The sequence below is a fragment of the Pleomorphovibrio marinus genome (assembly GCF_003347495.1).
Classification (GTDB): domain Bacteria; phylum Bacteroidota; class Bacteroidia; order Cytophagales; family Cyclobacteriaceae; genus Pleomorphovibrio; species Pleomorphovibrio marinus.
In genome coordinates, this window is record NZ_QCXY01000010.1 from 153,627 (window position 1) to 168,284 (window position 14,658).

Genomic DNA, 14,658 nt, shown 5'->3' on the forward strand with positions numbered 1-14,658 from the left:
GACCTTATTATTAAAATATTTTCAAAAAGGCCACGATGAACGGTGTGGATAGTAGTAATCCGTCAAACCTATCCATAAAACCCCCATGCCCAGGTAATCCCCGGCCTGAGTCCTTAATGGCTATGCTTCTCTTAAAGAGAGACTCTATCAGGTCTCCATAAGTTCCGGCAATGATAATAATGGCCGCTATACAAAACCACTGCCATTGGGGCAGGACTGTAAAATAACCGGACATGATATAAGTCACCACCACAGCGGTGGCGGCACCACCTAAGCTTCCCTCCCAGGATTTTTTTGGCGATACCCGTTCAAAAAGCTTGGTTTTACCAAACTTAGTACCCGCAAAATATGCTCCACTATCGCTTGCCCATAGGATAAACAGGCAGCCCACCACTATTTCGTAATGGAAAGTATTATCCACCGAGAATGCCGCAATGGTCAATAGTGCAAAAGGTATGGCCACATAAAAGATGCCCAAAATGGTAAAGGCAATACCCGTAAAGGGTTTCTTGTCTGATTTCCTGTATAATTTGATGAAGAAAATCATGGAAACTAATGGGAAAACCAAAAAGTAATAAGCTATAGGAATCACTTTCATTTCCTCCAAAAAGGTAAAAACAAAAATCACCAGCCCCAAAAAAGTACCGAAACTCTTCAAAGGAAGCATTCCATCTAAACCGGATAGTTTGTAAAACTCCATTTGGGTGAATATTAGAATAATGCCAAACACCCCAAAATAGGCCCACTCGTTATAAATGGAACCGCCCACCACTATGGTGGCCCCTATAATGGCTGTGATTACCCGTTGGGCAAGGTTGCTATAGTTACTGATGCTAAAACGTGACTTCATGTTCGATGATTTGTAGAGCCCTGACCACCTCATCTGGAGAAGTCATAACCTCATAATTACCATGAATCTGGTAAACCGATTCCTTTTTGTTCAGCACCACAGCAGTGATACCCCTTTCATTCAATACGCCTCTGATAATTTCGGCCCTGATTTGAGAACCCGTTTCATACACCTTTTGCCAATTAGCCATTTTCAGGGGATCTACGTCGGTGAAGAAGAACGAAATAGAAAGCACTAACCACGAAAAGCACTAAACCTATTAAAATATAATGCCAATACAACTGCCCGGGCTCCTCCAAATTAAATTCCACGACGCCTTGTTTGTTCAAATGGACCATGATCACCGTAAAGGTATTATTAAGGATATGGGCCAGCATGGGGTAAACAAGGCTGCCCGAGTATACATATAGGTATCCGAATAAAGCCCCCAAAAGCATCCTGGGAATAAACCCGTAAAACTGGAAATGAATAGCGGAAAAAATAAAGGCACTAAGCCAAATGCCCCAGTGTATACTTCTGGTATAATCTCTTAATTTAGGTTGCAATATTCCCCTAAAAAGGTACTCCTCCCCTATTCCTGCGATTACCCCTATGACCAAAACCCCCACAATTAACTCTAGGGTATTCTCAAAGTTGGTAATATAAATGGTGAGTTTCATCAACTCATCCTCCTTGTCCCTCATGGCCTTTTCAAGTTCAGCCAGGAAGTCAGGAAACTGTACGTTCATGTTCAGGTACACAAAAAGGGAATTGAAAAGGATAAACCCCAATAACAAGGGCAGTAGAATCAGCAACCCGTTGAGGTTGGTCCGTTCCAATTGCTTGGGCCATACCATTGTTTTTTTATCCACGAAGTGCATGAACACCCAGCCTCCCAGCAGAAATGCCGTTCCTCCACCCAGTCCCTGAATGACCAATAAAGCCAACCTGGCGTTGGGATGGTCAAGGTTGCCACCGAACAGGTTCATCATGGACTCCATGGGTATATCAAAAAGCTGGGTAACCAAAAAGAGAGATACAGTCTGCAAAATGGCAAGGACACCAAAGACGATCAGCACCAAAACTATAAGTGCAAGCAACCAGTGAAGTTCCGTTTGAAACCCCTTTCTGTGTTTGTATATTTCCATATGAGAAGTAAATTTACATGAATTACCCTTCACCACAAGCCCAAATCACAATCTTGTTGCTATCATCTGTATCAATTACCTAGCATACTTTGGGGGTAAAACCTTGAAATCAAATAAAAAAGCCCCATTTTTGCAGAAAAAATTATCAGTTGTGATCAAGATTGGAAATCTGGAGCTGGGTGAGTTTCCTTTGTTACTTGCCCCCATGGAGGATGTGAGTGACCCCCCATTCAGGGCGGTGTGCAAGGAAAATGGCGCAGACCTTATGTTTACCGAGTTCATCAGTTCAGAAGGACTGATCAGGGATGCGGCCAAAAGTGTGCAAAAACTGGACATCTACGACTATGAGCGCCCAATAGGCATTCAGATTTTTGGCAACGAGATCCAGTCGATGCGGGAGGCGGCGGCCATTGTGGAGGAGGCCCAACCCGATATTCTGGACATCAACTATGGCTGTCCCGTCAACAAGGTGGCCTGCAAAGGTGCCGGTGCAGGGATTCTTTTGGACATCGACAAGATGGTGGCCATGACGGCGGAAATCGTAAAGGCCGTGAAAATCCCTGTAACGGTGAAAACCAGGTTGGGTTGGGACGAGCAGACCATCCGGATTGTAGAAGTGGTCGAACGACTACAGGATGTAGGCATACAGGCCATCAGCATCCATGCCCGAACACGCAAACAGATGTACAAAGGCGAGGCCAGATGGGAATACCTCAACAAGGTAAAGGAAAATCCTAGGTTGAAAATTCCTGTTTTTGGCAATGGGGATATAGACTCCCCTGAGCGTGCTGCCGAATACCGGGAAAAATACCAGGTGGACGGCATGATGATAGGCCGGGCATCCATAGGTTATCCTTGGATTTTTGACGAGATCAAGCATTTTTTTGCCACGGGTGAACAACTTCCACCACCAACGCTGGGGGAAAGGATCAGGGTGGCTAAGCAACACCTGGATTTTTCGGTGGAGTGGAAAGGGGAGAAACTGGGCTTGCTGGAAATGCGCAGGCACTACACTAACTATTTCCGGGGTATACCCAACTTTAAGCCTTACCGAACAGAACTGGTCACTTCAGAAGATTATGGCCATGTTTGCACTTTATTGAATAAAGTGGGAGAGGTATTTGCGGATCATGAGTTTTGATTTGAAAGGCAATCAAAACCCCAGCACACAAATGCAGATGGCTTATGGATCACCATGTTATTCCGATTTGGTAATTCACCATAAGATATAAAGACCAGAAACCGGAAAATGACTGCATTCCCACACCTACCTAGCGTCTGAATCTCGATGCTGGTATTTGCCAATGGAAAGAAACCTAATTCACATATCCCAATCTGTGGTTTCTTTCTACCCTAGAACCCAAACTTACCCATCTCTCTTCCTAACCTAGTGTGAAGGCCTGTATCCCAACCTTCCTACCTAATGGTAAAGATGGCCTTTTGGCTATCCCTAACCAACCACTCCCAATTCCTCCCCCACTTCCCTAAACGCCTTTATGGCCTTATCCAGTTGCTCTCGTGTATGGGCCGCAGAAAGCTGCACCCTTATCCTGGCTTGGCCCTTGGGCACCACGGGATAATAAAATCCAATCACATAAATGCCTTTTTCCAGCAGCTTATCGGCCATCTCTTGGGCTAGCTTTGCATCGTACAGCATTATGGGAACTATCGCATGCTCCCCGGGCTTGATGTCAAAACCCGACTTACTCATTTCCTCCCTGAAGTAACGGGTGTTCTGCTCCAGCTTATCCCGCAGTTCAGTAGTCTCAGAAAGCATATCGAACACCGCAATGGAAGCACCCACTATGGACGGGGCAAGGGTATTGGAGAACAGGTAGGGGCGGGATCTTTGACGGAGCAGGTCGATTATCTCCTTTCTCCCTGAGGTAAATCCACCAGATGCCCCACCTAACGCCTTGCCTAAAGTGCCGGTGATAATATCCACCCTGCCCATTACTCCTTTTAGCTCGTGTACCCCACGTCCTGTCTTGCCCACAAACCCTGTACTATGGCACTCATCACTCATGACCAGGGCTTCATAGCGTTCGGCCAACTCGACGATCTTGTCCAATTGGGCGATAGTGCCATCCATGGAGAACACCCCATCGGTCACGATGATTTTCTGTTTGGCTCCTTTTGCATCGGCTTCCTGCAGTTGTTTTTCCAGGTCCTCCATGTCATTGTTCTGGTAGCGAAAGCGCATGGCCTTACAAAGCCTGACCCCGTCTATGATGGAGGCATGGTTCAGAGAATCCGAAATGATAGCGTCGTCGGGGCCAAATAAGGGTTCGAATACCCCTCCATTGGCATCGAAAGCTGCCGCATATAAAATGGTATCCTCCATTCCCAGAAACTCGGAAATTTTGTCTTCGAGTATTTTATGGATATCCTGTGTGCCACATATAAACCTGACGGAAGACATGCCAAATCCATGTGAATCAATGGCCTCCTTAGCAGCTTTGATAACCTTCGAGTGAGAGGACAAGCCCAGGTAGTTATTGGCACAGAAATTCATAACCTCCCCGGAAGCCTCGGTCTGGATCAAGGGGCCTTGGGCACTGATAATGATACGCTCCTTTTTGTATAATCCGGCTTCTTTAATCTCTTCTAGGGTATGGGCCAATTGGGGTCTGAGCTGTTCGAACATGTTGACTCGTTTAGGAATAAAACATTTTTCAAGGATATTTTGATTTCCCTCATGGGGTTTGCATCCTTTTAGTAATTTTGTAAGGAAACATTGCCCAAATATAGCCATTTTGCGAAAAGAATGGCAGCCTTAAATGGGCATGATAACCTGATTGAATGGAGAAACTATTGATAACGGGTGCCGGTGGCCAACTTGGTTCTGAACTTACCCTTGCTCTTGCGGAAACTTACGGGGAAAATTCGGTACTCGCCACCGATGTCAACCCCGCCGCTGAAAAAATTCTGAAAGGCATTCCCTTTCGGCCCTTGGATGTGATGGATGCCCGGTCAATTGCCATGCTAGTCGAAAAAGAAAAAGTCACCCAGATTTATCATTTGGCAGCTATATTGTCGGCAGTGGGGGAGAAACAACCCCTCAAGGCCTGGTCTCTAAATATGGACAGCCTATTATCGGTTTTGGAGTTGGCAAGGGAAAAAAAATTGAGCAAGGTATACTGGCCTTCGTCCATCGCTGTATTTGGCCCCAACACCCCTTCGCATCAGACTCCTCAAAATTGCATACAGGATCCACGGACCGTGTATGGTATTTCCAAACAGGCCGGTGAAAAGTGGTGCGAATACTATTTCCTGAAACATGGAGTGGACGTCAGGAGCCTTCGCTATCCTGGGCTTATTGGATACAAGAGCCTTCCTGGTGGTGGCACTACAGATTATGCCGTTGAAATTTACCATAAGGCTTTGGAAGGCAAAACTTTTACGTGTTTCTTAAAAAAAGACACCTTGTTGCCCATGATGTATATGCCCGATGCGATAAAGGCTACGCTCGCACTTATGGAGGCACCCAAAAACCAAATCAGAATCCGCTCTGCATACAACGTCTCCGCTATGAGCATCACCCCAGAGCAAGTGTATCAAAGTATCCGAGAGCATTTGCCCGAATTCAACATCCTCTATGAGCAGGATTACCGCCAAGCCATCGCTGATGGCTGGCCGCGCAGTATAGATGATCGGAACGCCAGGGATCACTGGGGGTGGCGGCCTTCCTATGACCTCCCTAAAATGACCCAAGACATGCTTTCTCACCTTCCAAACTATTTCCCCCACTTATATGAACAGCCACATTAATTATTTAGTCCTAATATTTTCTCTAATAATAGCATGTGACAGTCCTAGTACCGAGGAAAGATATGAAGGGGAATCGCCCCTACCTGCACCTAAGGATGAAATTATTCTGGAAAAAGAAACAGCTACCTGGCTGAGCTATGAAGGAATCATTCCCTGCGCGGACTGCCGTGGAATCAAAATGGAGCTAAGACTGGAAAACAGCCCCGAGAAAACCGAACGAATTTATGAGTTGAGTGAAACTTACCTGGATACCAAAGACGGGGACAGGAATTTCCTGTCCAAAGGCCTACTGGAAGTGGGCTACGGCATAGAAGGAAACCCCAATGCCTTTGTGATCAAACTGATGGATGAGGAGGGGAACCTCACTCGGTCCTTTATCCAAGATGAGGAAGGAGGCTTGGAAATGTTGGATACCGCAAATCGACGAATGGTCTCAGAATTCAACTATACACTGATCAAAATCCGATAAGGGTGCAAAATACTGTCGGTGCGGAAGGACGGGTACCTTTCCTACTAATCAATGAGGCAGCCAAGCGAAAAGAGTTACAATTGGCTTGGCTGCCTTTAAAAATGTCAATTTAGAATATAGCCTTTTATCTCAGCAAAACGTAGAATGGCAGGTTATGACTTGCAAAATTCCCTTTATCGTCATGGACGAAGACAAACAACCTATAGGTACCTTCCTCCTCAGGGGCTGAAAACCTAATCTCAGCGTCAGGTTCCGATTCAAACAGATGGTTATAGTTGTACACAAACCTACCAGGAATATGTTCGGTTATCCCATCATGCCGAATTTCCCACTTATAGTTCAGTGGATCGTCTTCAGGATCGTCGGCCACTACGGTTGCAAAATATTGCTGTCCCGACTCAAGGTAAATGTTGTCCTCCCTGTCTTGTGGTTGGATAGATAATCCATAGATTTTTGGGGCAAAATTAACCCTATCCGAATCAAGCCACTGGCTCTCCAAAATATTAAAAGATTCGGACCTATACCCTTCCTCAGAAAAAAGACTAAACCAAGTATGTGTTATCTCATATTTATGCCCCCAATAAAATGCGTAACCTCCCAAGCCCATCTCTCTATCACTACTTACTATTTCCCAAAAATCAGCCGTTGTTTGTGCCTTCTCGGTAGTGCTTAATTCTTTGTGGGCTCCCCACTCCGTATCTCTCACTTCCCAATGTCCTATAGAACCGAACTCGGAAACAATGTAAGCCTTTCCCCAACCTGTGGGACTTCGCATATCATCTGCGACATCCGGCAATCTTTCAAAAGCATTGATCCCCAAAATGTCAACGTAAGGACACAAAATCCTCATAAAACCATACTTCCCCAAGTGCTTACCCGCAGTGGTGGTAGTCATTACGGGATGATTAGGGTCTACTTCGTGAATCATTTTGGCAATCTTATTGATCATGTAGCATACCAAAATCCTGTTGCCTCCATGGAGGTGAACCTCATTACCAACACCCCATATTAGCAGCGCAGGATGATCTTTATACTTTTCTACAAGCTCCTTTATCTCCTCCACTTTTTGATTTACTGCTCGGAAATTAAGGTAGTTAAAGTCTTCCCCCCATGCTGCCTTTCCTATTTCTATTCCAAGCGTGACAGTGAGCCCATGCTTGTGGGCCTCGTCTAATATTCTACCTGCCTCATGGGTGCTCCATGTTCTTACAGAATTCCCCCCGATTCTAGCCAATTCATCAAAGTGCTCGGTACCACCCCCTCCTCTAATATAGTAGGGTTCTCCATTCCTATATAATTGGTAACTTCCATCTTCAAGTCGAAGTTCTACAACTTTTTCACCATGATTTTCATTTTCCCTACATCCAAAAATAGTCGCTAACACTATTAATCCAATCACTTTTATTCTCCACATGACCAACACCTAATTTTTTCGAAATCCTCTTAGTTTATTCTTTCAAAGTTAAGAAATATCTATTATATTTACAAAATAATGTATTTCAAATATACTTTTTTGTATTTTGAAAAATTAAAATTTTATTATGCTTTTAAATTATTGTAGGGGAGAAGTTAAAAAATTAAACTATTGATGGAATCTATATTAAGAAAAAGAGGGGGAGAATTTTTTAAAGAAGGGCTTAAAATCAAGATTTTACTTGTGATTTCAGTCCTTTCACTTGGCTATTTTTTAATCAATTTTTTCTCAAATGTGGGGATGGGACATGTGGTACTCTACTATTTGCTCACCATCGGACTTTGTCTAAAAGTACTTAAAGTTTGTTTTGAGTGGTACCACTTTGGTGGGTTGAAAAAGAAAAATGGCAAGAGTAAAACTGTCCGAACATACACTGTCGACATGTTTACTACTGCGTGTCCCGGAGAACCATTTGATATGATCAGGGATACCTTAAAGGCAATGGTGGAGGTGCGCTATCCGCATAAAACCTATCTTTGTGACGAGGGCAATGACCCAAAACTTAAAGCGTTATGTTTAAGGCTTGGGGTGGTTCATGTGACTAGGGACACGCATGAAAATGCCAAAGCCGGAAACATAAATAACGCCCTGAAGCAGGCAAAAGGGGAGATTTGTGTGATTCTTGACCCCGACCACGCCCCCACTCCAGATTTCCTGGATGAAGTCCTTCATCCTTTTGAGGATCCGCAGATAGGGTATGTGCAAGTAGTTCAAGCATACGGCAACCAAAAGGAATCGCTAATAGCTAGAGCAGCAGCCGAACAAACTTACCTTTTTTATGGTCCTTATATGAACGCAATGAGCGATTTTGGTACCGCCCAAGCAATCGGGGCAAACTGTACTTTCAGAAGGTCTGCTCTTGATTCCATCGGCGGTCATGCTCCGGGTTTAACCGAAGACATGCATACATCCATGTTGCTTCATGCCAAGGGCTGGAAATCAGTTTATATTCCCAAAATTCTATCTAGGGGACTTGTTCCATCTAGTCTTTCCGCCTATTATTCCCAGCAACTCAAATGGAGTAGGGGTTCCTTTGATTTATGGATAAACCTTTTCCCAAAATTATTCAACAAATTTTCCTGGAGACAAAAAATTCATTATGGCTTAATGCCCATATATTATTTATTTGGACTGGTGACCTTAATTGACATTGTCGTTCCTGCCTATTCGTTAATCACTGGAAATTACCCGTGGTTAATGAATCCTATCGCGTTCTTTACCTATTACACACCATTTCTGGTATGTTCACTGTTGTTTCGGTTTAAGGCACAAGATTGGCTAAATGAACCCCAAGAAAGGGGGTTGCATCTATTAGGAGGAATTGTCAGAGTAGGTACATGGTGGATCTATATTATCGGTTTTCTTTATACGCTTTTAAACATTAAAGTGCCGTACATACCTACCCCGAAAGAACATACCTCAAAAAATGAATTGTTGTTAGGGCTTCCAAATCTGGTGGTGGCATTGTTTTGTCTAGGAACGGCCTGGTATGGCTTAAGTTATGATTGGCAGCCCTATAGCCTGCTTATGGCAAGTTTCTCCTTAATCAACTTTGCCATATTTTCTCTGGCCTTTTTCGTGGGACAATACACCTTGATCAGTAGGATAAAAGATCTTTTCAGGACCTTGGAAAACACCATCGTGGAAAGGATATATTATGGGTTTATAGGTAGGCTACAAAAAAACACACTGACCATTAGCCTTCTTGGTCTTTTGATCACATCCATTTTAATTTACTCCAATTTCAAAATTGAAAAGGGTATCCAGATTTTCCGTTCAGACGAGCATCAGGCCGCTACCAATGTAGGTGGTGATTACATAGGAATTTATTCTCCGGAGTTTGATGAGGATTTTGATGTAAGTATTCTAAACGAAACTGAAGAAAGCCTTCAGAGCCAGTGGTCCATTATTTCGACTTATCTTGCCTGGGGGAATGAGCAATTTCCAACAGAAAAATGGAAATTTATAGTTGAAAAGGGTGCAATTCCTATGATAACTTGGGAACCTTTTACCAATAAATTTGGCCAATATTCCGACCACCCACTTATTTCCACAAACAAGAAAGTTTTTAAGAACATCACGGAGGGATATTTTGACGCTTATGTGGATAGCATGGCACTGGCATTAAGGGAATTAAAATCTCCTGTGTTTTTGAGGTTTGCCCATGAGATGGAAAACCCCATGTATCCGTGGTCAAAAACGGGAAACAATACTGCTGAGGAATTTAAGGAAGCCTGGAAGTATGTTCACTATAGGTTTGACTCATTAGGTGCACATAATGTTTCTTGGGTGTGGAGCCCTTGGTCTGTAGATGGCATAGATGACTATTTTCCTTATGGGGAAAACGGATCTGTGACTCAATACGTGGACTGGGTGAGTCTCACCGCTCTCAACTATGGAAAAGCCAGTCCTGATTCTACCAATGTAGAATTCACAGACATCTACCTGCCTTTCAAAGAGAAACTGAATGAAAAAGACATAGAATTGCCCGTAATGCTTGCGGAGTTCGGTTCCACCTCCTATGGAAATACCGCTAGGGATTGGAACCAAGAGTCTTTGAACCTCATCAAAACAAAATTTCCAGAAATTAAATCGATCGTATTTTTCTATAGCGATATAGATAAAAATTGGATTACCCCCTGGAGGCCTACTCCCCAAGAAGCATTTATTGATTGGAAGTTTGACATGGAGGAATTAGCAGCAGTCATCAAAACCCTTCAGCGCTCGTTGGTGAACAATCTACCTCCAAAAACCAATGCTGAAAAGGCTCAGCGGAAAAAATCAAAAAGCATAGAAGGTGAACCTGGAGACTTTGTTTGGAAAGTGGACGGTGAAGATTTCTATATGCGGGGGATTTGCTACAATGCAGGACATGATTGGCATGATGGATTCTTCCCATTAAGCAGGAAGCAGGTAAGGGAAGATTTTGCCAAAATAAAAGAGATGGGAGCAAATACGATCAGAAGGTACCAACCCAGCATCTATGACAGCAACATCCTGAAAACCGCTGAGGAATTTGACCTTAAGGTAATGTATGGCTTTTGGTTTGACCCTAAAACAGATTTTCTAAAGGATAAATCCACTGTGCAGGCCTATAAAAAGAAAGTGTTGAAAAACGTCAAAAAGCATCTGGACAACCCCTCTATTATTGCCTGGAATATTGGTAATGAAACCTATGGGCTATTAAAAAAACACTATGCCAAACCCTACCTGACACTCAATAGAAGGGCATACCTGGAATTCTTGGAGGAATTGGCACAAGCTATTCAAGAAATCGATCCGGAAAGGCCAGTTTTTTCCTCCGAAGAACATGACCACTACCGATTGATTTCCACAATTTTAGATTTCAAAAATTTTGCTCCATCAATAGATGTTATAGGCATAAATTCTTATTACGAGGAAAATATTTCTACATTAAATCAAATGTTTACCTCCTTAGATAGTCTACGCCCTTATGCTGTGACGGAATTCGGACCTAAAGGCTATTGGAATCGCGAGTTTGGGGATTTTTGGAATGACAGCCTCCTCATTGAACTTTCCTCCTTGAGAAAAGCCGAATGGTATGAAAAACAATGGGATGAATATATCGCTAACTCTAAGGGGGATAACCTGGGAGGACTCGCTTTTAGCTGGAGGGATAGGTACGAAGGAACCGCTACCTGGTTTGGCATCAGTGATTATGAGGGCAGGATCAAACCTGCGTATAGTTACCTGAAGAGAGCTTGGACAGGAGCACCAATCGAAGAAGACCAGTTTGCAGACTTGACAATAGTCAGTCATTGGAATGCTGCCCGGCCTGGCGAATCCTTCTGGCTATCCGCAGCCACTACCAATAACAATCAAGACACGCTTACCTATCATTGGGAGGTTTATGACCAAAACAAATGGGAAGAAAAATCTATCCTCACAGAGTCTTTGTTGGACAACCAATACGTTAAAATTCAAGTCCCCAAGGGGGGGGGCGATTACAGAATATATGTGTATGCCACTGATTCCAAGGATAATGTGGTTACCGCATCAAGGCCCTTGATCATTGGCCAGAATGAATAAAACTGTAAAAAAACACCAAGGCAATTAAGACCTTAATTAATGCTGGTTTTCCTTTCAGAAAGTAACCTTAAGTTTGGGATACAAATGAAAGGAAAACCATTAAACCTCCTAGGGAGCAGCCAACAAAAAAGGAGTTGCATGCAGACGGAAAAATCCGTATTTTAGGAACTGCATGATAAAAAAATTTCCATATATATTTGCGTCCAGCCTGCTATTTCTGTCGGGGATTATTTTGTGGCAATTGGGGCACGAGGAAAAGGTGGATTTCAGTGCGGACGTTAAACCCATACTCAATAAACACTGTATCTCCTGCCACGGCGGCGTGAAGAAAAATGGGGGACTGAGCTTTTTGTTTGAGGAAGAGGCCAAATCGGCAACTGAATCCGGAGTGCCTGCTATCCTTCCCGGAAATGCCAAAAAAAGTGAAATGATCAAAAGGCTGCACGAAAAAGACCCCGAACTTCGCATGCCTTATGACCGGCCTCCACTTTCCGAGAAAGAAATAGAAACCCTCAGCAAATGGATAGACCAAGGTGCCGAATGGGGCAGCCACTGGGCCTATTCACCCGTAATGGCTCCTGAAAACAACTCCAAAAAACTGGAGGCAAGCTTTGGGAATAAGGAAGAAGGAGATTTTGTCAAAAACGGCATCGACAGTTTTATAATGGACAGGTTGGCTGAATTGAACCTAACCCCTTCACCCGAGGCAGACCCAGCCACTTTGGCACGAAGGCTAAGTCTTGATTTAACAGGGCTGCCACTTTCCCAAGACCTCAGGAAAGATTACTTAAATGGGAAAATCTCTTACAGCGACCTCGTTGACACCTTGCTTGACCAAGAAACCTATGGGGAAAAATGGGCATCTTGGTGGTTGGACTTGGCAAGGTACGCAGACACCAAAGGATATGAACGTGATGTTAGCAGGAAGATTTGGGCATACCGGGATTGGGTAATCAAGGCCTTTAACCAAGACATGCCTTTTGACCAATTTACCGTAGAGCAATTAGCTGGTGACCTCCTGCCCAATCCAAGCTTGGATCAGCTTACCGCTACCGCATTTCACAGAAACACCATGAACAATGATGAAGGAGGTACAGAAGACGAGGAGTTTAGGGTTGCAGCGGTAATGGACCGTACCAATACTACCTTTGAAGTTTGGCAATCCACCACCATAGCCTGTGTACAATGCCATAGCCATCCCTATGACCCCTTTAAGCACGATGAATATTTTCAACTGATGGCATTCTTTAACAATACCAGGGACGAAGACACACATGGGGAGGAGCCGAAGCTGAAGTTTTACGAAGAAGAAGAGGCAAAAAAAGTCGCATCCATAAAGGAATGGGCAGAAAAAAACGCTTCTGGTGCAGATGCCCAGTATTTCGAAGATTTCCTTCTGTACCAAGAACCTAAATACCATGCACACAATTGTGAAGATTTTGACAAGGGAGAATTAATAGACACCAAGTGGTTGGGCCTATGGCATGATGGCTCTTGTTACCTGAGAAATGCACTTACTGGTGGCGCGCCCTTTATTTATTTGAATTATTGGACTGGAAATGATGGAAATAGGTTGACCATCCGAAAAGACGGACCAGATGGAGAAATCCTTAGTCAGTTTACCTTGAACAAAACAGATGGGCGGGTAATTAAGAAATTCCCCTTTAAACCCGTTAAGGGTAGAGTGGATCTCTATCTCCACATGGAAAACCCTTCCCTGAAACCCGAACAAACCAGCAGTGCCATCAACTGGATGGCCTTTGTACCTGCACTGCCTGGAGAAGGCCCCCAGCAAAAAGCACTAAGCGAAACTTTTGACGAGTTGTTGAACACAGCCACCTCTACGGTTCCTATCCTGATAGAAAACCCGGATTTCATGAAAAGGGAAACCCATGTTTTTGAAAGGGGAAACTGGCTGCTTCACGGAGACAGGGTGGGTCCCAACACCCCTAGCAGCCTCGGTGCCTGGAAAGAGGAATGGCCTCAAAACAGATTGGGCCTAGCTTATTGGCTTACTGACAAAGAAAACCCTCTCACCGCCAGAACGGTTGTCAACCGAATTTGGTCCCAGCTTTTTGGAAGAGGCTTAGTGTCCACCATAGAGGACATGGGCACGCAGTCCGACCCTCCATCTCACCAGGAATTACTTGACTGGCTGGCTTGGAGGCTGATGAACGAACACAATTGGCAACTAAAAGGATTAATCAAGGACATAGTCATTTCCAGCACCTACCGACAAAGTTCCAAAAGTAACCCGCACCTTCATGAAGTGGACCCTGAAAACAAGTTTTATGCACGGGGGCCAAGATTTAGAATAAGTGCAGAACAGGTAAGGGACCAAGCCCTGGCGGTATCTGGACTATTGAGCAAAAAAATGTATGGACCAAGCGTAATGCCTCCACAACCTAAAGGGGTATGGCAAACCGTTTATAATGGGGAAAATTGGGAAACTAGTGAAGGTGAGGACCGGTATAGAAGAGCAATTTATACCTTCCTGAAGAGAACCAGTCCTTATCCCTCCTTTATGACCTTTGATGCTGCTAGTAGAGAGGTTTGCCTAGTAAACCGAACGGTCACCAATACCCCTTTACAAGCTTTGGTCACCCTTAATGACCCTGTTTACCTCGAAACCGCCTATTATCTGGCCAAGCAGGCCAACACACACAAGGGGACTTTCAGGGATAAATTGGCGATTGCCTATGAGCATTCCCTTGGTAAAAAACCAAGTTCTTCTCAGTTAGACCATTTGGAGGGCTTGTTTCATATTGCTTTAGAAGATTTTAAAGAAGATCCAGAAGCGATGGAGGATTTCCTTGTATTTGCGGAGGAGTCTTCGGAAAAGACCGCAGAATTGGCAGCAATGACAGTGGTGGCCAATGCCATCATGAATTTGGACGAATTTCTAACAAAATCTTGA

10 protein-coding genes are annotated in these 14,658 nt (G+C 44.0%); 5 read left to right on the forward strand and 5 right to left on the reverse strand.

Going from position 1 to position 14,658, the window contains the following annotated elements; genetic code table 11:
* Positions 1 to 10 precede the first annotated feature (10 nt).
* The 3 genes from DB520_RS20930 to DB520_RS20940 are packed head-to-tail and all read right to left on the reverse strand — an operon-like array spanning position 11 to position 1,977.
* The gene (locus DB520_RS20930) at positions 11 to 850 is read right to left on the reverse strand and encodes a phosphatidate cytidylyltransferase (RefSeq protein ID WP_114751729.1); all 840 of its coding nucleotides are present in this window, start codon (positions 848 to 850) and stop codon (positions 11 to 13) included.
* The gene (locus tag DB520_RS20935) at positions 834 to 1,040 is read right to left on the reverse strand and encodes a putative signal transducing protein (protein WP_114751730.1); all 207 of its coding nucleotides are present in this window, start codon (positions 1,038 to 1,040) and stop codon (positions 834 to 836) included. The genes DB520_RS20930 and DB520_RS20935 overlap by 17 nt, the downstream gene beginning before the upstream one ends.
* Positions 1,033 to 1,977 carry a CPBP family intramembrane glutamic endopeptidase gene (locus DB520_RS20940; RefSeq protein ID WP_114751731.1) on the reverse strand — a complete coding sequence of 315 codons (945 nt, stop codon included), beginning with the start codon at positions 1,975 to 1,977 and terminating at the stop codon, positions 1,033 to 1,035. Before DB520_RS20940 ends, DB520_RS20935 begins: the two co-directional genes overlap by 8 nt.
* Positions 1,978 to 2,128: 151 nt before the next feature.
* On the opposite strand from DB520_RS20940, the gene dusB reads away from it, so the two are divergent.
* The gene (gene dusB, locus DB520_RS20945) at positions 2,129 to 3,118 is read left to right on the forward strand and encodes a tRNA dihydrouridine synthase DusB (protein WP_114751832.1); all 990 of its coding nucleotides are present in this window, start codon (positions 2,129 to 2,131) and stop codon (positions 3,116 to 3,118) included.
* 309 nt (positions 3,119 to 3,427) lie between these two features.
* Here dusB and kbl read toward each other — a convergent pair whose 3' ends face one another.
* On the reverse strand, positions 3,428 to 4,624 hold the full coding sequence (gene kbl, locus DB520_RS20950; protein ID WP_114751833.1) for a glycine C-acetyltransferase: 1,197 nt from the start codon (positions 4,622 to 4,624) through the stop codon (positions 3,428 to 3,430).
* A 155-nt stretch (positions 4,625 to 4,779) separates the two neighbouring features.
* On the opposite strand from kbl, the gene DB520_RS20955 reads away from it, so the two are divergent.
* The gene (locus DB520_RS20955) at positions 4,780 to 5,748 is read left to right on the forward strand and encodes an NAD-dependent epimerase/dehydratase family protein (protein WP_114751732.1); all 969 of its coding nucleotides are present in this window, start codon (positions 4,780 to 4,782) and stop codon (positions 5,746 to 5,748) included.
* Complete coding sequence (locus DB520_RS20960; protein WP_114751733.1) at positions 5,732 to 6,217, forward strand: copper resistance protein NlpE N-terminal domain-containing protein; 486 nt, start codon at positions 5,732 to 5,734, stop codon at positions 6,215 to 6,217. Before DB520_RS20955 ends, DB520_RS20960 begins: the two co-directional genes overlap by 17 nt.
* Before the next feature lie 124 nt (positions 6,218 to 6,341).
* Here DB520_RS20960 and DB520_RS20965 read toward each other — a convergent pair whose 3' ends face one another.
* Positions 6,342 to 7,631, reverse strand: coding sequence for a glycoside hydrolase family 2 TIM barrel-domain containing protein (locus DB520_RS20965; protein WP_114751734.1), 1,290 nt, complete (start codon positions 7,629 to 7,631; stop codon positions 6,342 to 6,344).
* A gap of 174 nt (positions 7,632 to 7,805) precedes the next feature.
* On the opposite strand from DB520_RS20965, the gene DB520_RS20970 reads away from it, so the two are divergent.
* Positions 7,806 to 11,741, forward strand: coding sequence for a glycosyltransferase (locus tag DB520_RS20970; RefSeq protein ID WP_114751735.1), 3,936 nt, complete (start codon positions 7,806 to 7,808; stop codon positions 11,739 to 11,741).
* 172 nt (positions 11,742 to 11,913) lie between these two features.
* Positions 11,914 to 14,658 carry a DUF1553 domain-containing protein gene (locus tag DB520_RS20975; protein WP_114751736.1) on the forward strand — a complete coding sequence of 915 codons (2,745 nt, stop codon included), beginning with the start codon at positions 11,914 to 11,916 and terminating at the stop codon, positions 14,656 to 14,658.